The organism is Pseudomonas sp. B37(2017), from assembly GCF_002112885.1.
Lineage (GTDB): Bacteria > Pseudomonadota > Gammaproteobacteria > Pseudomonadales > Pseudomonadaceae > Aquipseudomonas > Aquipseudomonas paraglycinae.
In genome coordinates, this window is sequence record NZ_NEIX01000002.1 from 37,674 (window position 1) to 58,224 (window position 20,551).

At 59.6% G+C, this 20,551-nt stretch carries 18 protein-coding genes; 16 read left to right on the forward strand and 2 right to left on the reverse strand.

The genetic code is table 11. From position 1 onward, the window contains the following. The first annotated feature begins 72 nt into the window (after positions 1-72). The 8 genes from dnaE to ispD all read left to right on the forward strand — a co-directional run bounded on the left by dnaE (position 73) and on the right by ispD (position 11,513). The gene (gene dnaE / locus CAF90_RS06615) at positions 73-3,594 is read left to right on the forward strand and encodes a DNA polymerase III subunit alpha (RefSeq protein WP_085605221.1); all 3,522 of its coding nucleotides are present in this window, start codon (positions 73-75) and stop codon (positions 3,592-3,594) included. Between the two features lie 139 nt (positions 3,595-3,733). After that, positions 3,734-4,681, forward strand: a complete 948-nt coding sequence (locus CAF90_RS06620; protein ID WP_007954801.1) for an acetyl-CoA carboxylase carboxyltransferase subunit alpha — start codon at positions 3,734-3,736, stop codon at positions 4,679-4,681. A 146-nt stretch (positions 4,682-4,827) separates the two neighbouring features. Beyond that, a complete protein-coding gene (tilS, locus tag CAF90_RS06625; protein WP_085605223.1) occupies positions 4,828-6,156 on the forward strand; it encodes a tRNA lysidine(34) synthetase TilS in 1,329 nt (442 codons plus the stop codon). Positions 6,157-6,430: 274 nt separating this feature from the next. Further along, positions 6,431-8,062, forward strand: coding sequence for a CTP synthase (locus tag CAF90_RS06630; RefSeq protein WP_007954805.1), 1,632 nt, complete (start codon positions 6,431-6,433; stop codon positions 8,060-8,062). A gap of 5 nt (positions 8,063-8,067) precedes the next feature. After that, positions 8,068-8,913, forward strand: a complete 846-nt coding sequence (gene kdsA, locus CAF90_RS06635; protein WP_007954807.1) for a 3-deoxy-8-phosphooctulonate synthase — start codon at positions 8,068-8,070, stop codon at positions 8,911-8,913. Between the two features lie 156 nt (positions 8,914-9,069). Beyond that, complete coding sequence (gene eno / locus CAF90_RS06640; protein ID WP_007954808.1) at positions 9,070-10,359, forward strand: phosphopyruvate hydratase; 1,290 nt, start codon at positions 9,070-9,072, stop codon at positions 10,357-10,359. A gap of 171 nt (positions 10,360-10,530) precedes the next feature. Continuing rightward, complete coding sequence (gene ftsB / locus CAF90_RS06645) at positions 10,531-10,809, forward strand: cell division protein FtsB (protein ID WP_003222158.1); 279 nt, start codon at positions 10,531-10,533, stop codon at positions 10,807-10,809. After that, positions 10,806-11,513 carry a 2-C-methyl-D-erythritol 4-phosphate cytidylyltransferase gene (gene ispD / locus CAF90_RS06650; protein WP_085605225.1) on the forward strand — a complete coding sequence of 236 codons (708 nt, stop codon included), beginning with the start codon at positions 10,806-10,808 and terminating at the stop codon, positions 11,511-11,513. Before ftsB ends, ispD begins: the two co-directional genes overlap by 4 nt. Here the strand turns inward: ispD and CAF90_RS06655 are convergent. Beyond that, the gene (locus tag CAF90_RS06655; protein WP_007954817.1) at positions 11,510-12,406 is read right to left on the reverse strand and encodes a LysR substrate-binding domain-containing protein; all 897 of its coding nucleotides are present in this window, start codon (positions 12,404-12,406) and stop codon (positions 11,510-11,512) included. The two genes, ispD and CAF90_RS06655, sit on opposite strands and share 4 nt — an antisense overlap. A gap of 115 nt (positions 12,407-12,521) precedes the next feature. Here CAF90_RS06655 and CAF90_RS06660 point away from each other — a divergent pair, with 115 nt between their 5' ends. The 8 genes from CAF90_RS06660 (at position 12,522) to rpoS (ending at position 19,728) form a co-directional block, all read left to right on the forward strand. Continuing rightward, positions 12,522-13,634, forward strand: coding sequence for an S-(hydroxymethyl)glutathione dehydrogenase/class III alcohol dehydrogenase (locus tag CAF90_RS06660; RefSeq protein WP_007954819.1), 1,113 nt, complete (start codon positions 12,522-12,524; stop codon positions 13,632-13,634). Positions 13,635-13,689: 55 nt separating this feature from the next. Next, positions 13,690-14,535 carry an S-formylglutathione hydrolase gene (gene fghA, locus CAF90_RS06665; RefSeq protein ID WP_085605227.1) on the forward strand — a complete coding sequence of 282 codons (846 nt, stop codon included), beginning with the start codon at positions 13,690-13,692 and terminating at the stop codon, positions 14,533-14,535. Between the two features lie 43 nt (positions 14,536-14,578). Then, positions 14,579-15,052, forward strand: coding sequence for a 2-C-methyl-D-erythritol 2,4-cyclodiphosphate synthase (gene ispF, locus CAF90_RS06670; protein WP_007954821.1), 474 nt, complete (start codon positions 14,579-14,581; stop codon positions 15,050-15,052). Continuing rightward, entirely contained in the window at positions 15,049-16,107 is a 1,059-nt protein-coding gene (gene truD / locus CAF90_RS06675; RefSeq protein ID WP_011332702.1) for a tRNA pseudouridine(13) synthase TruD, read from the forward strand. The genes ispF and truD overlap by 4 nt, the downstream gene beginning before the upstream one ends. Beyond that, positions 16,095-16,844, forward strand: a complete 750-nt coding sequence (surE, locus tag CAF90_RS06680) for a 5'/3'-nucleotidase SurE (protein ID WP_007954824.1) — start codon at positions 16,095-16,097, stop codon at positions 16,842-16,844. Before truD ends, surE begins: the two co-directional genes overlap by 13 nt. Positions 16,845-16,885: 41 nt before the next feature. Continuing rightward, positions 16,886-17,521 carry a protein-L-isoaspartate(D-aspartate) O-methyltransferase gene (locus CAF90_RS06685; RefSeq protein WP_170844894.1) on the forward strand — a complete coding sequence of 212 codons (636 nt, stop codon included), beginning with the start codon at positions 16,886-16,888 and terminating at the stop codon, positions 17,519-17,521. 211 nt (positions 17,522-17,732) lie between these two features. Then, entirely contained in the window at positions 17,733-18,614 is an 882-nt protein-coding gene (locus CAF90_RS06690; protein ID WP_085605229.1) for a peptidoglycan DD-metalloendopeptidase family protein, read from the forward strand. 106 nt (positions 18,615-18,720) lie between these two features. Then, positions 18,721-19,728 (forward strand): RNA polymerase sigma factor RpoS, encoded by a 1,008-nt coding sequence (rpoS, locus tag CAF90_RS06695; RefSeq protein WP_007954831.1) that lies wholly within the window; start codon positions 18,721-18,723, stop codon positions 19,726-19,728. Between the two features lie 490 nt (positions 19,729-20,218). Here the strand turns inward: rpoS and fdxA are convergent, their stop codons facing one another. Then, a complete protein-coding gene (gene fdxA, locus CAF90_RS06700; RefSeq protein WP_007908827.1) occupies positions 20,219-20,542 on the reverse strand; it encodes a ferredoxin FdxA in 324 nt (107 codons plus the stop codon). Positions 20,543-20,551 lie beyond the last annotated feature (9 nt).

Below are 20,551 nucleotides of genomic sequence, written 5' to 3' on the forward strand. Positions count from 1 at the left end.
GAGGCTGATGTTTTGTTCGGGGCCCGGTACAATCCGGGCCTTGTTGTCTCTATGTAACTGGACAGGATCACTATGCCGGCTTCATTCGTTCATCTACGCCTGCACACTGAATACTCCCTGGTCGACGGGCTGGTGCGGATCAAGCCGCTGGTCAAGGCCCTGACCGGCATGGGCATGCCGGCCGTTGCGGTGACCGACCAGAACAACATGTGTTCGCTGGTCAAATTCTATAAAAACACCATGGGCGCGGGGATCAAGCCGATCTGCGGCGCCGACCTGTGGCTGTCGAACAAGGACCCGGATGGTCCGTTGAGCCGCCTCAGCCTGCTGGTCATGAATGCCCAGGGCTATCGCAACCTGACCGAGCTGATTTCCCGTGGCTTCATCGAAGGTCAGCGCAACGGCATGATCATCATCGAGCGTGAATGGGTCGCCGAGGCCAACGAGGGCCTGATCATGCTGTCCGCCGCCAAAGAAGGCGAGATCGGTATGGCCATGATCGGCGGCAACCCTGCCGAGGCCGAAACCCTGGCGCGCGAATGGATGGCGGTGTTCCCGGATCGTTTCTATCTGGAAGTCCAGCGCACCAACCGTCCGAATGACGAAGAACAGCTGCACGGCGCCGTGGCCCTGGCCGACAAGCTTGGCGCACCACTGGTCGCCACCAACGATGTGCGCTTCATCAAGCAGGAAGACTTCGCCGCTCACGAAACCCGCGTCTGCATCGGTGAGGGCCGGGCCCTCGACGATCCGCGGCGTTCGAAGAACTACAGCGATCAGCAGTACCTGAAAAGCGCCGAAGAAATGGCCGAGCTGTTCAGCGACCTGCCGGATGCGATCGAGAACACCGTCGAGATCGCCAAGCGCTGCAACATCGACGTGAAGCTGGGCAAGCACTTCCTGCCCGACTATCCGATTCCCGATGGCATGACCATCGACGAGTATTTCCGCAAGGTGTCGTTCGACGGTCTGGAAGATCGCCTCAGCGTGCTGCTGCCCAAGGACACCACCGAAGACTACGAGGCCAAGCGTCAGGTCTACGTCGACCGGCTGAATTTCGAGCTGGATATCATCATCCAGATGGGGTTCCCCGGTTACTTCCTGATCGTGATGGACTTTATCCAGTGGGCCAAGAACAACGGTGTGCCGGTTGGCCCTGGCCGGGGGTCGGGTGCCGGATCGCTGGTGGCCTATGTGCAGAAGATCACCGACCTCGACCCGCTGGAATATGACCTGCTGTTCGAACGTTTCCTTAACCCGGAACGGGTATCGATGCCCGACTTCGACGTCGACTTCTGCATGGACGGTCGCGACCGGGTAATCGATTACGTGGCCGAAAAATACGGCCGTAACGCCGTAAGCCAGATCATCACCTTCGGTTCCATGGCGGCGAAGGCTGTGGTTCGCGACGTGGCTCGGGCCCAGGGCAAGTCGTTCGGCCTGGCGGATCGCCTGTCGAAGATGATTCCGTTCGAAGTCGGCATGACTTTGGAAAAAGCCTACGAGCAGGAAGAAATCCTGCGCGACTTCATCAAGGTCGATGAAGAAGCGGCGGAAATCTGGGAGATGGCGCGCAAGCTCGAAGGCGTGGTGCGTAACGTCGGTAAACACGCCGGTGGTGTAGTCATCGCGCCGACCAAGCTGACCGACTTCTCGCCGATCTATTGCGACGAGGCCGGCGACGGTCTGGTGACCCAGTTCGACAAGGACGACGTTGAGGCGGCCGGTCTGGTGAAGTTCGACTTCCTCGGCCTGCGGACCCTGACGATCATCGACTGGGCGCTGAAAACCATCAACCGCGACCGCGCGAAGGTCAACGAGCCGCCGCTGGACATCGCGTTCATCCCGCTGGATGACAAGCCGACCTATCAGCTGCTGCAAAAAGCTGAAACCACTGCGGTGTTCCAGCTTGAATCCCGTGGCATGAAAGAGCTGATCAAAAAGCTCAAGCCCGACTGCCTCGAAGACTTGATCGCACTGGTAGCCCTGTTCCGTCCGGGCCCGCTGCAGTCCGGCATGGTGGATGACTTCATCAACCGTAAGCACGGTCGCGCAGAACTTGCGTATCCGCACCCGGATTACCAGTACGAAGGTTTGCAGCCGGTGCTGGCGCCGACCTACGGCATCATCCTGTATCAGGAACAGGTGATGCAGATCGCCCAGGTCATGGCCGGTTACACCCTCGGTGGTGCGGACATGCTGCGTCGGGCGATGGGCAAGAAGAAACCCGAGGAAATGGCCAAGCAGCGCGGCGGTTTCATTGAGGGTTGCGCGTCGAACAATATCGACGCGGATCTGGCCGGTAACATTTTTGACCTGGTAGAGAAATTCGCCGGTTACGGCTTCAACAAATCCCACTCCGCCGCCTACGGCCTGGTGTCGTACCAGACTGCCTGGCTGAAGGCTCACTACCCGGCGCCATTCATGGCCGCGGTACTGTCGGCGGACATGCACAACACCGACAAGGTCGTGACCTTGATCGAGGAAGTGCGCACGATGAAGCTGCGCCTCGATGCGCCGGACGTGAACACTTCGGAGTTCAAGTTTACGGTGAACGACGAAGGCCGCATCGTGTATGGCCTGGGTGCGATCAAAGGCGTCGGCGAAGGCCCGGTGGAAGCAATCACCGAAGCCCGTCAGGCCGGTCCGTTCAAGGATTTGTTCGACTTCTGCGCCCGGGTCGACCTCAAACGCATCAACAAGCGCACGCTGGACGGTCTGATCCGCAGCGGCGCGCTGGATCGCCTCGGCCCGTACTTCCATGACGAGCAAAAGGCCTATCAGGCCAACATCGACCGCAACCGCGCCGTGCTGCTGGCGGCGATGGAAGAGGCGATCAAGTCGGCCGAGCAGACCGCGCGCACCCGTGACAGCGGTCACGCCGACCTGTTCGGTGGGCTGTTCGTCGAGGAAGACGCGGACGTTTATGCAATCCACCGCAAGGCGAAAGAGCTGACCCTCAAGGAGCGGCTCAAAGGTGAAAAAGACACCTTGGGCCTGTACCTGACCGGTCACCCGATTGACGAGTACGAAGGTGAAATCCGCCGTTTCGCCCGTCAGCGCATCATCGACCTGAAACCGGCCCGGGACACCCAGACCGTGGCGGGGATGATCATCGCCCTGCGGGTGATGAAGAACAAAAAGGGCGACAAGATGGGCTTCATCACCCTCGACGACCGCTCCGGGCGGATCGAGGCGTCGCTGTTCGCCGATGCGTTCCACTCCGCGCAATCGCTGCTTCAGACCGATGCGATGGTGGTGGTCGAAGGCGAGGTCAGCAACGATGACTTCTCCGGCGGCCTGCGCCTGCGGGTCAAGCGGGTGATGAGCATGGAAGATGCGCGCACCAACCTGGCCGAGAGCCTGCGCCTGAAGTTGCAGACCCAGGACCTGAAAGGCGATCAGCTACGCTGGTTGGGGGATTTGCTCAAGCGTCATCGCGGGGCGTGCCCGATCACCATGGAATACACCAGCCCCGATGCGAAGACCTTGCTGCAGTTCGGCGAGACCTGGCGGATCGACCCGGCGGATACCTTGATTCAAGCCCTGCGTGACCAGTTCGGGCGAGACAACGTCTTCCTCCAATACCGTTGACCGGCAGGTGCCATCAAAGCGCCTGCCCACAACCTGAATTTTTAATCTCGACCTCAGCGCGCCTCTCCCTTAAGGTAGGGCGCGAATAGACAACCGGCCGGCCCAAGCTCATTTGGGACACGACCCAAGACGGACGCCTATGAACCCGAATTTTCTAGATTTCGAACAGCCGATCGCCGACCTGCAAGCCAAGATCGAAGAGTTGCGCTTGGTCGGTAATGACAATTCGCTGAATATCGGCGATGAGATCTCCCGCCTGCAGGACAAGAGCAAGACGCTGACCGAAGACATCTTCGGCAAGCTGACCAGCTGGCAGATCGCACGTCTGGCGCGTCACCCGAAACGTCCTTACACCCTGGACTACATCGACCACATCTTCACCGAGTTCGACGAACTGCACGGTGACCGTCACTTCTCCGACGACGCGGCCATTGTGGGCGGCGTGGCACGTCTGGAAGACCAGCCAGTGATGGTGATCGGTCACCAGAAGGGTCGTGAAGTGCGTGAAAAGGTACGCCGCAACTTCGGCATGCCGCGTCCGGAAGGCTACCGCAAGGCTTGCCGCCTGATGGAAATGGCCGAGCGCTTCAAGATGCCGATCCTGACCTTCATCGACACCCCGGGTGCCTACCCTGGCATCGACGCTGAAGAGCGCAACCAGAGCGAGGCGATTGCCTGGAACCTGCGCGTCATGGCTCGCCTGAAAACCCCGATCATCGCCACCGTGATTGGTGAAGGTGGTTCCGGCGGTGCACTGGCGATTGGCGTGTGCGACCAGCTGAACATGCTGCAGTACTCCACCTACGCGGTGATTTCGCCGGAAGGTTGCGCTTCGATTCTGTGGAAAACCGCAGAGAAGGCGCCGGATGCTGCTGAAGCGATGGGCATCACCGCCGAGCGTCTGAAAGGCCTGGGTATCGTCGACAAGGTGATCGGCGAGCCTCTGGGCGGCGCCCACCGTGATCCGGCCGCTGCCGCTGCATCGATCCGCGCCGAGCTGAGCTCGCAACTGGCGATGTTGAAGAAGTTCGACAACGAAGCGCTGCTCAAGCGTCGTTACGATCGTCTGATGAGCTACGGTCTCTAAGTCGAGCCGTTTCGGCCAACGATGCAAAACACTGTGGGAGCGGGCTTGCCCGCGAATGCGATGTAACATTCAACGACTGTGTTGGCTGTTTCACCGCTTTCGCGAGCAAGCCCGCTCCCACATTTGGTTTGTGAAAAGGTAGAAAAATGGGTCAGCCCTCGATTGATTTGCCTTCCAGGCTTCTGCGCAATCTCAAGCCCTGGCTCGGTGCTTCCCATTGGCGCATCGCCTTCTCCGGTGGGCTCGATTCCACCGTTCTGCTGCACCTTCTGGCCAGTCTCGCCAAAACCCGATCCATTCCGGCGCTAAGCGCCATCCATGTTCATCACGGCCTTCAAGCTGCGGCCGACGCGTGGCCGGCGCATTGTCAGGCTATTTGCGATGAGCTGGCGGTGCCGTTGCAAGTGGTACGTGTACAGGTGCAGCCGGGGGCGAGTGTCGAGCGGGCGGCGCGGGATGCGCGTTATGCAGCGTTCAGTGCAGCGACTCAGTCCAATGATGTGCTGTTGACCGGTCAGCACCGTGACGATCAGGCTGAAACGCTGTTGTTTCGTCTGCTGCGTGGCGCCGGCGTGCGTGGATTGTCTGGAATGCCGGTTATGCGAGCACTGGGGCAGGGCAGTCTGGTGCGGCCGTTGCTCGACGTCACGCGTGCGGAGCTGGAAGCCTATGCGCAGAGCCATGGCCTGCGTTCGGTCGAGGACCCGTCGAATCAGGATCGGCAGTTCTCACGCAACTATCTGCGCCATCAGGTCATGCCGCTGCTGACCGGTCGCTGGCCGCAGGCGCACGCCAGCATGGCTCGCAGTGCGGCGCATTTGCGTGAGGCGCAAGGCTTGCTCGATGAGCTGGCGCAAATCGATCTGACTACAGCGAACTTGCCCGGCGAGTTCGAGTGGTCGGGATTGCCCTCACTGGAGTTCGCGGCGATTGCGGGCTTATCTGATGCCCGTCAGCGAAACGCGCTCAGTCACTGGCTTGAACCTTTGACCCGACTGCCGGATACCGACCATTGGTCGGGTTGGGCGGATCTGCGTGATGCCGGCAACGATGCCTCTCCTGTCTGGCGTCTGGCGGATGGCGAGTTGCATCGAAGCGCCGGTCGCTTGTGGTGGCTCAGCGGGCAATGGTTACGCGCACCGGTGGTCAGCGGCGACTGGCATGACCTGTCGTCAGCGCTACGCTTGCCCGATAACGGACGTGTCATGTTCAGCGGTCAGACTCCCGCCGGGCCGCTGCACATCCGCTACCGGCAGGGCGGCGAGGTGATGCATCTGGCGGATCGCGGCCATCGCGATCTCAAGCGCCTGCTCAATGAGCGCGCGGTGCCGGGCTTCGTGCGTGGCAGATTGCCGCTGCTGTTTCGCGGTGAAGAATTGCTCGCCGTGGCGAACCTGCCGGGGCTCGACGGCAATGCGCTGGAAGGCTGGCGATTGCATTGGCAGCCTTTGGACGAAGATCAAGGTTTGAGATGAAGGGGGCATTCCGGTAGACTACGCTCCCTTCTTGATACAACTTCTGTGGATTCGCCTGAATTGCAGGAGTTGCCGATTACCAAGCAGTCTTTGCTGGGCGATTCCAAAAAATGTGTAGCGAGCAACGTACCGGTGTTTTCACTTCCGGTCTGTCCCAACGCGGCGGTTTTTTTGAAAGGTGCACTGTGATTAATGCAGGTGATCGGGGGCTTCGGCCTTCCTTCGCTTTCCCCGGCGGCTCGGACCGCTTTAACGCAGACTTCTAGGGTTTTTCATGACGCGCTACATATTCGTCACGGGCGGTGTTGTTTCTTCTTTGGGGAAAGGCATTGCATCGGCTTCATTGGCGGCCATCCTGGAGGCGCGGGGGCTTAAGGTCACCATGCTGAAGCTGGATCCGTACATCAACGTCGACCCGGGCACCATGAGCCCGTTCCAGCACGGTGAAGTGTTCGTCACCCACGACGGCGCCGAGACCGACCTGGACCTGGGCCATTACGAGCGGTTCATCCGCACGACCATGACCCAGAACAACAACTTCACCACCGGCCGTGTCTACGAGCACGTGCTGCGCAAAGAGCGCCGTGGTGACTACCTGGGTGCAACCATCCAGGTGATTCCGCACATCACCGACGAAATCAAGCGTCGCATCATCAAGGGTGCCGGCGATGCCGACGTGGCCCTGGTGGAAATCGGCGGTACCGTTGGCGACATCGAGTCGCAACCGTTCCTCGAAGCCATCCGCCAGCTGCGTGTGGAAGTCGGTTCCAAGCGCGCGATGCTGATGCACCTGACCCTGGTTCCGTACATCGCCACTGCGGGCGAGACCAAGACCAAGCCGACCCAGCACTCCGTGAAGGAACTGCGTTCGATCGGTCTGCAGCCAGACGTGCTGATCTGCCGCTCCGACCATCCGGTGGATGTGTCGTCGCGTCGCAAGATCGCGCTGTTCACCAACGTTGAAGAGCGTGCGGTGATCTCCCTGGAAGACGTCGACACCATCTACAAGATCCCGGCCGTGCTGCACGCTCAGGGTCTGGACGATTTCGTCGTCGAGCGTTTCGGCCTGCAATGCAATGGCGCCGACCTGTCCGAGTGGGAAAAGGTCGTTGATGCCAAGCTGAACCCGGAGCACGAAGTCACCATCGCGATGGTCGGCAAGTACATGGAGCTGCTGGACGCCTACAAGTCGCTGATCGAAGCGATGAGTCACGCCGGCATCACCAACCGTACCAAAGTCAACCTGCGCTACATCGATTCCGAAGACATCGAGAACCAGGGCACTGCGCTGCTGGAAGGTGTCGACGCGATCCTCGTACCGGGCGGCTTCGGTCTGCGTGGCGTGGAAGGCAAGATCACTGCCGTTCAGTACGCTCGCGAAAACAAGGTTCCGTACCTGGGCATCTGCCTGGGCATGCAAGTGGCGGTCATCGAGTTCGCCCGTAACGTGCTGGGCTGGAAAGACGCCAACTCCACCGAGTTCGATCGTGCCAGCGGCCATCCGGTTGTCGGTCTGATCACCGAGTGGGAAGACGCTACCGGTGCAGTCGAAACCCGTACCGAAGCGTCTGATCTGGGCGGCACCATGCGCCTCGGCGCTCAGGAATGCCTGCTCGAAGCCGGCTCCAAGGTGCACGACTGCTACGGCAAGGATGTGATTGTCGAGCGTCACCGTCACCGTTACGAAGTGAACAACAACCTGCTGCCGCAAATCATCGAAGCCGGCCTGAAAATCTCCGGTCGCTCTTCCGATGCTGCGCTGGTTGAAGTGGTCGAAGCCCCGGATCATCCATGGTTCGTCGCTTGCCAGTTCCACCCAGAGTTCACCTCGACGCCACGCGATGGCCATCCGCTGTTCAGCGGCTTCGTCAAAGCGGCATTGGCTCAACACCAGAAGAAGGCGTAACCCCGATGGCACAGAAGATCATCCGCGTCGGCGACATCGAGATTGCCAACGACAAACCCATGGTGCTGTTCGGCGGCATGAACGTGCTGGAAAGCCGTGACATGGCCATGCAGGTTTGCGAAGAGTACGTGAAGGTCACCGAAAAGCTCGGCATCCCTTACGTTTTCAAGGCCAGCTTCGACAAGGCCAACCGTTCTTCTGTGACCTCCTATCGCGGTCCTGGCCTGGAAGAGGGCATGCGCATCTTCCAGGACATCAAACAAGCCTTCGGCGTGCCGATCATCACCGACGTCCACGAGCCTGACCAGGCCGCGGTCGTCGCTGAGGTCTGCGACATCATCCAGCTGCCGGCCTTCCTGTCGCGCCAGACCGATCTGGTCGTCGCGATGGCCAAGACCAACGCTGTGATCAACATCAAGAAAGCCCAGTTCCTCGCGCCTCAGGAAATGAAACACATCCTGAACAAGTGCGTGGAAGCGGGTAACGATCAGTTGATCCTCTGCGAGCGCGGTTCGAGCTTCGGCTACAACAACCTCGTGGTCGACATGCTCGGCTTCGGCATCATGAAGCAGTTCGAGTACCCGGTATTCTTCGACGTGACCCATTCGCTGCAAATGCCTGGCGGTCGTTCCGACTCCGCCGGCGGTCGCCGCGCCCAGGTCACCGACCTGGCCAAGGCTGGCATGAGCCAGTCGCTGGCGGGCCTGTTCCTCGAAGCGCACCCGGATCCGGACAACGCCAAATGCGACGGCCCTTGCGCCTTGCGTCTGGACAAACTGGAGCCATTCCTGGCCCAGCTCAAAGCCCTGGACGAACTGGTGAAGAGTTTTCCGACGGTAGAAACCGCGTAAACCTCAATTCTCCGGTAAAGTACCGCACGATTTGTCGCTCATGCCCTCGGGTATGAGCGTTGTCGTCTGCAAGCTGCCCGCTGCACACCACTTGCCGACGGTAAAAAGATTTCCTCTAGCTGCGTCGTTTTCGTCAACTTTGGAGTGTTTACAACAATGGCAAAAATCGTCGACATCAAAGGTCGTGAAGTTCTCGACTCCCGTGGCAATCCCACCGTGGAAGCGGACGTGCTTCTCGACAACGGCATCATCGGCAGCGCTTGCGCGCCGTCCGGTGCATCCACTGGCTCGCGTGAAGCGCTCGAGCTGCGTGATGGCGACAAGAGCCGTTACTTGGGCAAGGGCGTGCTCAAGGCGGTAGCCAACATCAACGGTCCGATCCGCGATCTGCTGCTGGGCACCGACCCAAGCGACCAGAAAGCGCTGGATCACGCGATGATCAAGCTGGACGGTACCGAAAACAAAGCGACCCTGGGCGCCAACGCCATCCTCGCCGTGTCCCTGGCTGCGGCCAAGGCAGCTGCACAGGATCAGGACCTGCCGCTGTACGCTCATATCGCCAACCTGAACGGCACCCCGGGTGTGTACTCGATGCCGGTTCCGATGATGAACATCATCAACGGTGGCGAACACGCCGACAACAACGTCGACATCCAGGAATTCATGGTTCAGCCGGTTGGCGCCAAGTCTTTCTCGGAAGGTCTGCGCATGGGCACCGAGATTTTCCATCACCTGAAAGCTGTGCTGAAGGCCCGTGGCCTGAGCACTGCTGTTGGTGACGAAGGCGGTTTCGCGCCGAACCTGGCTTCCAACGAAGACGCACTGAAAGTGATCTCCGAAGCTGTTGCCAACGCCGGTTACAAGCTGGGCACCGACGTGACCCTGGCTCTGGACTGCGCGGCCAGCGAGTTCTTCGAAGACGGCAAGTACAACCTGTCCGGCGAAGGCCAGGTGTTCACCGCTGAAGGTTTCGCCGACTACCTGAAAGGTCTGACCGAGCGTTACCCGATCATCTCGATCGAAGACGGTCTGGACGAGTCCGACTGGGCTGGCTGGAAGATCCTCACCGACAAGATCGGCGAGAAGACCCAACTGGTAGGCGACGACCTGTTCGTGACCAACACCAAGATTCTGAAAGAAGGCATCGATAAAAAGATCGCCAACTCGATCCTGATCAAGTTCAACCAGATCGGCACCCTGACTGAAACCCTGGAAGCCATCCAGATGGCCAAGGCTGCCGGTTACACCGCCGTGATCTCGCACCGTTCGGGCGAAACCGAAGATTCGACCATTGCCGACCTGGCTGTGGGTACTTCGGCTGGCCAGATCAAGACCGGTTCGCTGTGCCGTTCCGACCGCGTTTCCAAGTACAACCAACTGCTGCGTATCGAAGAGCAGTTGAATGGCAAGGCCAAGTACAACGGTCGCAGCGAGTTTCGCGGCTGAGCAGTAAATGATAGAAAGACACCGGATTGTGTCGGAAAAGTCGTGACAGCGATGGATTTGCCACTAATCTGATGCCTTATATGCACAAGCCTGGATATTCCAGGCTTCGTGCTATCAGATGCTTCAAAGTTTTGGCGTGGCTGTCTTTTTTCACTGGATACCTGATATTCGATGCGCAGTCCTTACTGGTTGTTTCTCGTTTTGCTCTTGCTGCTGGCCGGTCTGCAGTACCGCCTGTGGGTGGGCAATGGCAGTCTGGCGCAAGTCGCCGAACTGAATCAGCAGATTGCTGATCAACACGCCGAGAACGAAGCCCTGCTGGAGCGCAACCGGGTGATGGACGCCGAGGTCAGCGAGTTGAAGAAAGGCATGGAGACCGTTGAAGAGCGGGCTCGTCACGAACTGGGCATGGTCAAGGACGGCGAAACCCTTTACCAGTTGGCCCAATGATCGATTCCCTGCCGGCCTTCTGGGCCGTGATTCCTGCCGCGGGCGTCGGTGCCCGTATGGCCGCGGACCGTCCCAAGCAATACCTGCAACTGGGCGGGCGCACAATTCTCGAACACAGCCTCGGCTGTTTCCTCGATCACCCGAGCCTGAAGGGCCTGGTGGTCAGTCTTGCCGTCGATGATCCCTATTGGCCGAACCTGGCCAGCGCCAGCGATCCGCGAATTCAGCGTGTTGACGGTGGTGCCGAACGTTCCGGCTCGGTGCTCAACGCCTTGCTTCATCTGCATGCCCAAGGTGCCGACGACGAGGACTGGGTGCTGGTGCACGATGCGGCACGGCCCAATCTGAGCCGTGACGATCTCGACAAATTGCTCGCTGAGCTGGCGAACGATCCGGTCGGCGGCCTGTTGGCCGTGCCAGCGAAGGACACCTTGAAACGGGTCGACAAGCACGGTCGGGTGGTGGAAACCGTCGATCGCAGTGTGATCTGGCAAGCCTATACGCCGCAGATGTTCCGCCTCGGTGCGCTGCACCGGGCTTTGGCCGACAGTCTGGTGGCGGATGCAGTGATCACCGATGAAGCCTCGGCGATGGAGTGGGCCGGCATGGCGCCGCGCCTGATCGAAGGCCGTGCGGATAACCTGAAAGTCACCCGCCCCGAAGACCTCGAATGGTTGCGTCAGCGCTGGACCAATCGTCGTTAAATCCGGTACTCCGGCCGTTCGGCCAAACCTTCCTTGAGAAAATCCACCAGTTTGCGCACCTTCGGCGACAAGTGCCGTTGCTGCGGATACAGCGCCCACACCGCCGTATTCGGCGGTTGATGCGCCTCCAGCAAAGAAATCAACGCACCGCTGTGCAGATGCTCCAGCACGTAATAGTCCGGCAACTGACACAAGCCGACACCTTGTAGTGCCGCATCGAGCACCGCTTGCCCACTGTTGCAGCGCCAGTTTCCCTGTACCCGCTGGGAAAATTCCCGCCCGTTTTGTTCAAGCTGCCAGATGTCCGAACTGCCGATCAGGCAATTGTGTCGTCCCAGTTCCGACAAACTGTGTGGGCGTCCGTACCGTTCAAGGTAGGAAGGCGATGCACACAGATACATGCGCCGCGGTGCCAGGCGAGTCGCCACCAAACGGGAATCCTGAAGGCGCCCAAGACGAATCGCCAGGTCCAGGCCTTCATGCACAAGATCGAGTTGCCGGTTAGTCAGTTCAATATCGATGCGCAGTTGCGGGTAATGCCCCATGAACCGGGTCACCAGCGGCACGATGAAGCGTTCGCCATACGCCACGGCGCAGGTCATGCGCAGCATGCCTTTGGGTTCGCTGGTCAGGTCGCCGACTGCGCGCAACGCTTCTTCGCGACCATCCTGCAGACGCTGGCAATGTTGCAGGAAGGTCTGGCCGGCTTCGGTAAGCGTGACGCGCCGGGTGCTGCGATACAGCAGTCGCGTTTGCAAACGCTCTTCCAGTCGTACGATTTGTCGACTGATGTGCGAGGAAGAAACGCCCAGGCGTTCGGCAGCGGCAGTGAACTGGCTGCATTCGGCAACGGCGACGAACTCGTCGATACCTTCCCAGCGGTTTTCAGACATCGGGATTATCCCTGTATGGCAATAATGTTTTGCTTTTGTCCGGATTATTCATCAAGCAGCGCTGGACTACACTCCCTGTCTGGTTTTTATTCAATGGATTCACTGGAGAGTCAGCATGATCAAGTCGCGCGCCGCCGTTGCCTTCGAGGCCAAGAAGCCGCTGGAAATCGTAGAAGTCGATGTCGCCATGCCCAAGGCCGGTGAAGTGTTGCTGCGCGTGGTGGCTTCCGGGGTTTGCCACACTGACGCTTACACCCTGTCCGGCGCTGACCCGGAAGGTATCTTCCCGTCGATCCTCGGCCATGAAGGCGGCGCCATCGTCGAAGCGATCGGCGAAGGCGTGACCTCGGTGGCCGTCGGCGACCACGTGATTCCGCTGTACACCCCGGAATGTGGCCAGTGCAAATTCTGTAAGTCGGGCAAGACCAACCTGTGTCAGGCCATTCGCGCCACTCAGGGCAAGGGCCTGATGCCGGACGGTACTTCGCGCTTTTCCTACAAGGGACAAACGATTTTCCACTACATGGGTACTTCGACGTTCTCCGAGTACACCGTGCTGCCGGAAATCTCCGTGGCCAAGATCTCCAAGGATGCGCCGCTGGAAAAGGTCTGCCTGCTCGGTTGCGGCGTGACTACCGGTATCGGCGCAGTGATCAACACCGCCAAGGTCAAACCAGGTGACACCGTGGCCATCTTCGGTCTCGGCGGCATCGGTCTGTCTGCCGTGATTGGCGCGGTGAAAGCCAAGGCCTCGCGCATCATCGCCATCGACATCAACCCGGCCAAGTTCGAAATCGCCAAGCAACTGGGTGCGACCGACTGCGTGAACCCGAAAGACTTCGATCGTCCGATCCAGGAAGTGATCGTCGACATGACCGATGGCGGCGTCGATTTCTCCTTCGAATGCATCGGCAACGTGCAACTGATGCGCGCAGCCCTCGAGTGCTGCCATAAAGGCTGGGGCGAGTCGGTCATCATCGGTGTGGCCGGTGCCGGCCAGGAAATCGCTACCCGTCCGTTCCAGTTGGTCACCGGCCGCGTCTGGCGTGGTTCGGCGTTCGGTGGCGTGCGTGGCCGTACCGAATTGCCAAGCTACGTCGACATGGCGCAAAGCGGCGAAATCCCGCTGGATACTTTCATCACTCACACCATGGGCCTGGAAGACATCAACAAAGCCTTCGACCTGATGCACGAAGGCAAGAGCATTCGCACCGTCATTCATTTCTGATCAATCGCGATGCCACGGCTGCCGATGTGCAGCCGTGGCTGCGTAGGAGTCCTACATGAGTCTGGAAAACATCTCCTGTCAGAAAAGTTTCGGCGGTTGGCACAAGCGCTATCGCCATCGTTCCGAAGTGCTGGGTTGCGACATGGTGTTTGCCGTGTATCTGCCGCCGCAGGCAGAGCAGGGCGGCAAGTTGCCGGTGCTGTACTGGCTGTCGGGCCTGACCTGCACGGACGAGAACTTCATGCAGAAGGCCGGCGCGATGCGCATGGCGGCAGAGCTCGGCCTGATCATCGTGGCGCCGGACACCAGCCCCCGTGGTCCGGATGTCCCGGGCGATCCTGATGGCGCCTGGGATTTCGGCCTCGGTGCCGGGTTTTATCTGAATGCCACGCAGGAACCGTGGTCGCGGCACTATCGGATGCATGACTATGTCGTGCAGGAATTGCCTTCACTGGTTGAAGCGCATTTCCCGGCGTCGGACAAGCGCAGCATCAGCGGCCATTCCATGGGCGGTCACGGTGCGCTGGTCTGTGCGTTGCGCAATCCGGGTCGTTACCAGTCGGTTTCGGCGTTTTCGCCAATCAACAATCCGATCGACTGCCCGTGGGGCCAGAAGGCATTCACCCGCTATCTGGGCGAAGACCGTTCGAAGTGGCGCGAGTGGGATGCCTGTGCACTGATCGCCGAAGCGGACGAGAAACTGCCACTGCTGGTCGATCAGGGTGATCGCGACGATTTCCTCGCCACCCAACTCAAACCGGAAGCCCTGCAACAAGCGGCAAAACAAGCGGGTCATCCGCTCACGTTGCGCCTGCAACCGGGCTACGACCACAGCTATTTCTTCATCGCGAGCTTCATTGACGACCACTTGCAGCATCACGCGCGCGCTCTGAAGGGTTAATGCAGGTAGAATCACGCCCTGACAAAATTCGGGGCGTTTTTTTATGCGTATTGGCCACGGCTATGATGTGCACCGTTTCGCTGAAGGCGATTTCATTACTCTGGGCGGCGTGCGAATCGCACACGGCTTCGGGCTGCTCGCTCACTCCGACGGTGACGTCCTGCTGCATGCCTTGAGTGACGCCTTGCTCGGTGCCGCTGCGCTGGGTGATATCGGCAAGCATTTCCCGGACACCGACCCGCAATTCAAGGGTGCTGACAGCCGAGTGCTGCTGCGTCACGTGGTCAGTCTGATCCACGCCAAAGGCTGGAAGGTCGGCAACGTCGACAACACCATCGTTGCCCAGGCACCGAAGATGGCCCCTCATATCGAATCGATGCGCGCGCTGATTGCCGCGGATCTGCAAGTAGAACTGGATCAAGTGAACGTGAAAGCCACCACTACCGAGAAGCTTGGCTTCGTCGGTCGCGAAGAAGGCATCGCCGTGCATTCCGTTGCCTTGTTGCTGCGCGCATGAACGAACTGCAACTGCTCGGCCCGCGGGCCTATGGTGACGCCCTCGGCACCGCGGTACTGAAAGCCATCGCCGAAGATTTCCAGGTCGATGAAGTCCTCGACATTCCGTTCAGCGGTGACGGCGAGCACCTGTGGATCTGGGTGGAAAAGCGCGGCCTGAATACTGAAGAAGCCGCGCGCCGTATCGCCAAGGCCGCCGGTGTGCCGCTGCGTACGGTGAGCTATGCCGGGCTCAAGGATCGTCAGGCGCTGACCCGTCAGTGGTTCAGCGTGCAACTCCCGGGCAAGGCCGATCCGGATCTGTCGGCGGCGGAAAACGACACGCTGAAAATCCTCAAGACCACCCGCCACAAGCGCAAGCTGCAGCGCGGTGCGCATTCGGCCAACGGTTTCACCCTGCGCCTGACCCAGTTCAATGGCGACAAGGCTGCCATCGACGAGCGTCTGCAACTGATCGCCAAACAAGGCATCCCGAATTACTTCGGCGCCCAGCGTTTTGGCCATGACGGCGGCAACGTCGTCGATGCCCGTTCGTGGGCCGCGCGCAAGGCACTGCCGGAACAACGCAATGTGCGTTCACGCCTGCTGTCGACCGCGCGCAGTTTTCTGTTCAATCAGGTGCTCGCGGCGCGGGTCGCCGATGGCACCTGGCAGCGTGCCCAGGTCGGCGATCTGCTGGCGTTTACCGACAGCCGCAGCTTTTTCCCGGCCGGTGAGGCCGAGTGCAGCGACCCGCGCCTGGCGATTCTCGACCTGCATCCGACCGGCCCGCAGTGGGGCGAAGGTGACTCGCCGGCGGCCGGGGTTGTCCATGATCTGGAGCAGGGAATTGCCGCACGCGAGGCGGATCTGCGCGATTGGTTGATTAATGCCGGTATGAGCCACGAACGTCGCATCCTGCGGCTGCCCATTGGCGGGTTGACGTGGCATTATCCCGAGCCTGACATTCTGCAACTGGAATTCGTCCTCCCGGCCGGATGCTTCGCCACCGTATTGGTGCGCGAACTCGTTGATCTGGTGCCGGTGGGGCAGACGGACAGCCCATGCGTATTCTGATTTCTAACGACGATGGGGTGACTGCGCCCGGTCTTGCCGCGCTTTATGCTGCGCTGGCGGATTACACCGAGTGCGTGGTTATCGCCCCGGAACAGGACAAGAGCGGTGCCAGCAGCTCGCTGACACTCGACCGTCCGCTGCATCCGCAATACCTGGCCAACGGCTTTATCAGCCTCAATGGCACACCGACCGATTGCGTCCATCTGGGGCTCAACGGGTTGCTCGAACGAGAGCCGGACATGGTGGTTTCGGGTATCAACCTGGGCGCCAACCTGGGTGATGACGTGCTGTATTCCGGAACGGTGGCAGCCGCCCTCGAGGGCCGCTTTCTCGAGCGCCCGTCGTTTGCCTTCTCGCTGGTTTCGCGCCAGGTCGACAACCTGCCCACGGCTGCCTACTTTGCGCGCAAACTGGTCGAGGCCCACGCCGGGCTCGATCTGCCACCGCGCACGGTGTTGAACGTGAACATTCCGAATCTGCCGATCGATCACATTCGCGGCATTCAACTGACCCGTCTCGGCCATCGCGCCCGTGCGGCGGCACCGATGAAAGTCGTGGACCCGCGCGGCAAGGCCGGTTACTGGATCGCAGCGGCAGGTGATGCGGAAGACGGCGGGCCGGGCACCGATTTCCATGCCGTGATGCAAGGTTACGTATCCATCACTCCGTTGCAGCTCGATCGCACCTTCAATGATGCCTTCAGAAGTCTCGACGGCTGGCTGGAGGGGCTCAACTGATGGCTCGTGAACAAGACGACAGGCTGCGCAGCGGCATCGGGATGACGTCCCAACGAACCCGTGAGCGCCTGATCCAGCGTCTGTACGAAGAGGGCGTTTCCAACGCCAGCGTGCTGGAAGTGATCCGCCGCACCCCGCGACACCTGTTCGTCGATGAAGCGCTGGCGCACCGTGCCTATGAAGACACCGCGCTGCCGATCGGCAACAACCAGACCATTTCCCAGCCTTATATGGTGGCGCGCATGAGCGAGCTGCTGCTGGAGGCCGGGCCGCTGGATAAGGTGCTGGAGATCGGCACGGGTTCCGGTTACCAGACGGCGGTGCTGTCGCAACTGGTCGAGCGGGTGTTCTCGGTGGAGCGCATCAAGGTGCTGCAGGATCGGGCCAAGGAACGCCTGGTCGAGCTCAACTTGCGCAACGTGGTGTTTCGTTGGGGCGATGGCTGGGAAGGCTGGCCGGCGCTGGCGCCGTATAACGGCATCATCGTCACGGCGGTGGCGACCGATGTGCCTCAGGCTCTGCTTGATCAACTGGCACCGGGCGGGCGGATGGTGATTCCGGTCGGCTCCGGTGAAGTGCAGCAATTGATGCTGATCGTGCGCGAAGAAAACGGCTTCTCCCGACACGTTCTCGGGGCGGTGCGTTTCGTGCCATTGCTCAACGGTCCGCTGGCCTGAGCATTTGTTCGGGGCCGCTGAATTCCTGTCGAGCGCGCCTGTCTTACAGCGGCAACGAATGTTTAAACAGGATGGATCGTCTACAAGCAAACGTGTGCGCCGAGCCATAGCGCTTCTATAAAGGTAAAGCCGGTTGCGCCCGTTATACTTGCGAAGTTTCATGCCGGAATCGGCATTCCACATTTTTCAGCCACCACAAAGGGAGCGGCGGGTGAGTCTCACAGTCATTGCGCAGCGTATGGGTAACACGAGCTTTCAGCGCCTGGTGACTGGCCTTGTCTTGAGCACCTTGCTGGTCGGTTGCTCCAGCACAAAATCGAACAACGTTCGGGTCGTCGATCGCAACAATGCGGTGGCCCAGCGTCCGGTCGTGACGACCGGGCAGTATGTAGTCCGTCCGGGCGATACTTTGTTTTCCATCGCTTTTCGCTACGGCTGGGACTACAAAGCCCTCGCCGCCCGGAACAATATTCCTACGCCATACACGATCCATCCGGGTCAGACGATTCGCTTCGATGGCCGCACCGGTTCAACGTCGACGGCGGTCGTCACCAACTCCGGTTCCTCAGCGTCTTCGTCCAGCAAAACCACGGTTATCCGGCGCCAGGCAAATGGCACGACAACGACCACAACCACGGGTTCCGGTGCGGCTTCCACTACGGTTGTACCGTCCGTCGCCAACAAGCAAACACCCGCTCCGCTGCCTCCACCGGGCCCGGCCCCGACCGGCTGGGGATGGCCATCTAATGGCATTCTGATTGGTAAATTCTCTTCAAACGGTAGTTTGAATAAAGGAATTGATATCGCCGGAGATTTGGGACAGCCTGTTTTAGCTGCGTCTGATGGGACGGTGGTATACGCCGGGAGTGGCTTAAGGGGCTACGGCGAATTAGTCATCATCAAACACAGCGAAACCTACGTCAGTGCTTACGGACACAACCGTCGGCTGTTGGTACGGGAGGGACAGCAGGTCAAGGTCGGACAGACAATTGCCGAAATGGGGTCAACGGGTACAGACCGGGTGAAACTGCATTTTGAGATTCGCCGACAAGGTAAACCTGTAGATCCGCTGCAGTTCCTGCCAAGACGTTGATTTGCAGACCAGCCTGTTCCGTCGCGTAGAGGGGACAGGCTCCAGCGTTGCCAAGGATGAAGGCGTCGCTTGAGCTTGGGGTCGAACTCACCAAAGGACTATAACAATGGCTCTCAGTAAAGAAGTGCCGGAGTTTGACATCGACGATGAGGTTCTCCTGATGGAGACCGGCATCGATTCGGATTCGATGTCGAATGATGAAGGGGCTGCTCCACCTTCCGTTCGTGCCAAATCCAAACACTCCGCTTCACTTAAACAACACAAGTACATCGATTACACTCGGGCACTCGATGCCACGCAGCTGTACCTCAACGAAATCGGCTTTTCCCCACTGCTCTCCCCGGAAGAAGAAGTTCATTTTGCGCGCTTGTCGCAAAGTGGCGATCCTGCCGGGCGCAAGCGCATGATCGAAAGTAACCTGCGGCTGGTCGTCAAGATCGCCCGGCGTTACGTCAATCGGGGGCTGTCGCTGCTGGATCTGATCGAAGAGGGCAACCTCGGACTGATCCGCGCGGTGGAAAAGTTCGATCCCGAGCGGGGCTTCCGCTTCTCGACCTACGCGACCTGGTGGATCCGTCAGACCATCGAACGCGCAATCATGAATCAGACCCGGACCATCCGGTTGCCGATCCATGTGGTCAAGGAGCTCAACGTGTACCTGCGGGCTGCACGGGAGCTGACGCAAAAGCTCGACCACGAACCTTCACCCGAAGAAATCGCCAACCTGCTGGAAAAACCGGTGGGCGAGGTCAAGCGCATGCTGGGCCTGAACGAGCGGGTTTCTTCGGTCGACGTCTCGCTGGGTCCGGATTCGGATAAAACCCTGCTGGACACCCTGACGGATGACCGTCCGACCGATCCGTGCGAACTGCTGCAGGATGACGACCTTTCGCAGAGCATCGATCAATGGCTCTCGGAACTGACCGACAAGCAACGCGAGGTGGTCGTGCGCCGCTTCGGCCTGCGCGGCCATGAGAGCAGTACGCTGGAAGATGTAGGCCTGGAGATCGGCCTGACCCGGGAACGGGTGAGACAGATCCAGGTGGAAGGCCTCAAGCGCCTTCGTGAAATTCTCGAGAAAAACGGCCTGTCGAGCGAGTCGCTGTTTCAATAAGCCACCCGCATGACCGCTATGCAGAAAGCCCCGACTGGTTCGGGGCTTTTTGTTGGCGCACTGAAAGCGGGATACGTTCCCAGCTTGTAGGTTTGCGTTGTAAGCCTTTGCTGACTGTATCGTAAGTGTTCGTTATTTTTACACTGCCGCTGAAGGCGATTACGCACATTTCTGATTCATAAGATAATGATTTATATGGTTATTTTTTTTAATGTGAAGGGCTTATGACAACAGGTTCGTGCGCTGGAGGCCGGTTGCCCCCGGCGGGGAAATCTCTAGTATCTGGGTTGTGTCGACGGATAGACACGCCCATCAAGGAAGAGGGGAACGGACATCGCAGGAAGCGATTCATCAGGACGATGAAAAGGAACACAGGGAATAGGGAAAAAATGTGGGCGGGTCAAACCGCCCCTTTTTTTGCCTGAAGAAAAGCAAAACCCGGAAAAGCAAAAAGGCCCGCGAGGGGCCTTTTCTTCAAACGCGGGACAGATCAGCGTTCGAGGTCTTTGATCTTGCCTTTGACGCCATCCCACTCTTCAGCATCCGGCAGCGATTCTTTTTTCTCGGTGATGTTCGGCCAGATCTCGGCCAGCTCGACGTTCAATTGAATGAACTCCTGCATCTCTTCCGGAACTTCGTCCTCGGAGAAAATGGCGACGGCCGGGCATTCCGGTTCGCACAGGGCGCAGTCGATGCACTCATCCGGGTGAATCACCAGGAAGTTCGGGCCTTCGTAAAAGCAGTCCACCGGACAGACTTCTACGCAGTCGGTGTACTTGCACTTGATGCAGTTGTCGGTGACGACGAAGGTCATTTCTAATTT

Excerpts from the sequence above, each read along its gene's own strand:
- dnaE (WP_085605221.1), top strand. The coding sequence starts at position 73 with ATGCCGGCTTCATTCGTTCATCTACGCCTGCACACTGAATACTCCCTG.
- CAF90_RS06620 (WP_007954801.1), top strand. The coding sequence starts at position 3,734 with ATGAACCCGAATTTTCTAGATTTCGAACAGCCGATCGCCGACCTGCAA.
- tilS (WP_085605223.1), top strand. The coding sequence starts at position 4,828 with ATGGGTCAGCCCTCGATTGATTTGCCTTCCAGGCTTCTGCGCAATCTC.
- CAF90_RS06630 (WP_007954805.1), top strand. The coding sequence starts at position 6,431 with ATGACGCGCTACATATTCGTCACGGGCGGTGTTGTTTCTTCTTTGGGG.
- kdsA (WP_007954807.1), top strand. The coding sequence starts at position 8,068 with ATGGCACAGAAGATCATCCGCGTCGGCGACATCGAGATTGCCAACGAC.
- eno (WP_007954808.1), top strand. The coding sequence starts at position 9,070 with ATGGCAAAAATCGTCGACATCAAAGGTCGTGAAGTTCTCGACTCCCGT.
- ftsB (WP_003222158.1), top strand. The coding sequence starts at position 10,531 with ATGCGCAGTCCTTACTGGTTGTTTCTCGTTTTGCTCTTGCTGCTGGCC.
- ispD (WP_085605225.1), top strand. The coding sequence starts at position 10,806 with ATGATCGATTCCCTGCCGGCCTTCTGGGCCGTGATTCCTGCCGCGGGC.
- CAF90_RS06655 (WP_007954817.1), bottom strand. The coding sequence starts at position 12,406 with ATGTCTGAAAACCGCTGGGAAGGTATCGACGAGTTCGTCGCCGTTGCC.
- CAF90_RS06660 (WP_007954819.1), top strand. The coding sequence starts at position 12,522 with ATGATCAAGTCGCGCGCCGCCGTTGCCTTCGAGGCCAAGAAGCCGCTG.
- fghA (WP_085605227.1), top strand. The coding sequence starts at position 13,690 with ATGAGTCTGGAAAACATCTCCTGTCAGAAAAGTTTCGGCGGTTGGCAC.
- ispF (WP_007954821.1), top strand. The coding sequence starts at position 14,579 with ATGCGTATTGGCCACGGCTATGATGTGCACCGTTTCGCTGAAGGCGAT.
- truD (WP_011332702.1), top strand. The coding sequence starts at position 15,049 with ATGAACGAACTGCAACTGCTCGGCCCGCGGGCCTATGGTGACGCCCTC.
- surE (WP_007954824.1), top strand. The coding sequence starts at position 16,095 with ATGCGTATTCTGATTTCTAACGACGATGGGGTGACTGCGCCCGGTCTT.
- CAF90_RS06685 (WP_170844894.1), top strand. The coding sequence starts at position 16,886 with ATGACGTCCCAACGAACCCGTGAGCGCCTGATCCAGCGTCTGTACGAA.
- rpoS (WP_007954831.1), top strand. The coding sequence starts at position 18,721 with ATGGCTCTCAGTAAAGAAGTGCCGGAGTTTGACATCGACGATGAGGTT.
- fdxA (WP_007908827.1), bottom strand. The coding sequence starts at position 20,542 with ATGACCTTCGTCGTCACCGACAACTGCATCAAGTGCAAGTACACCGAC.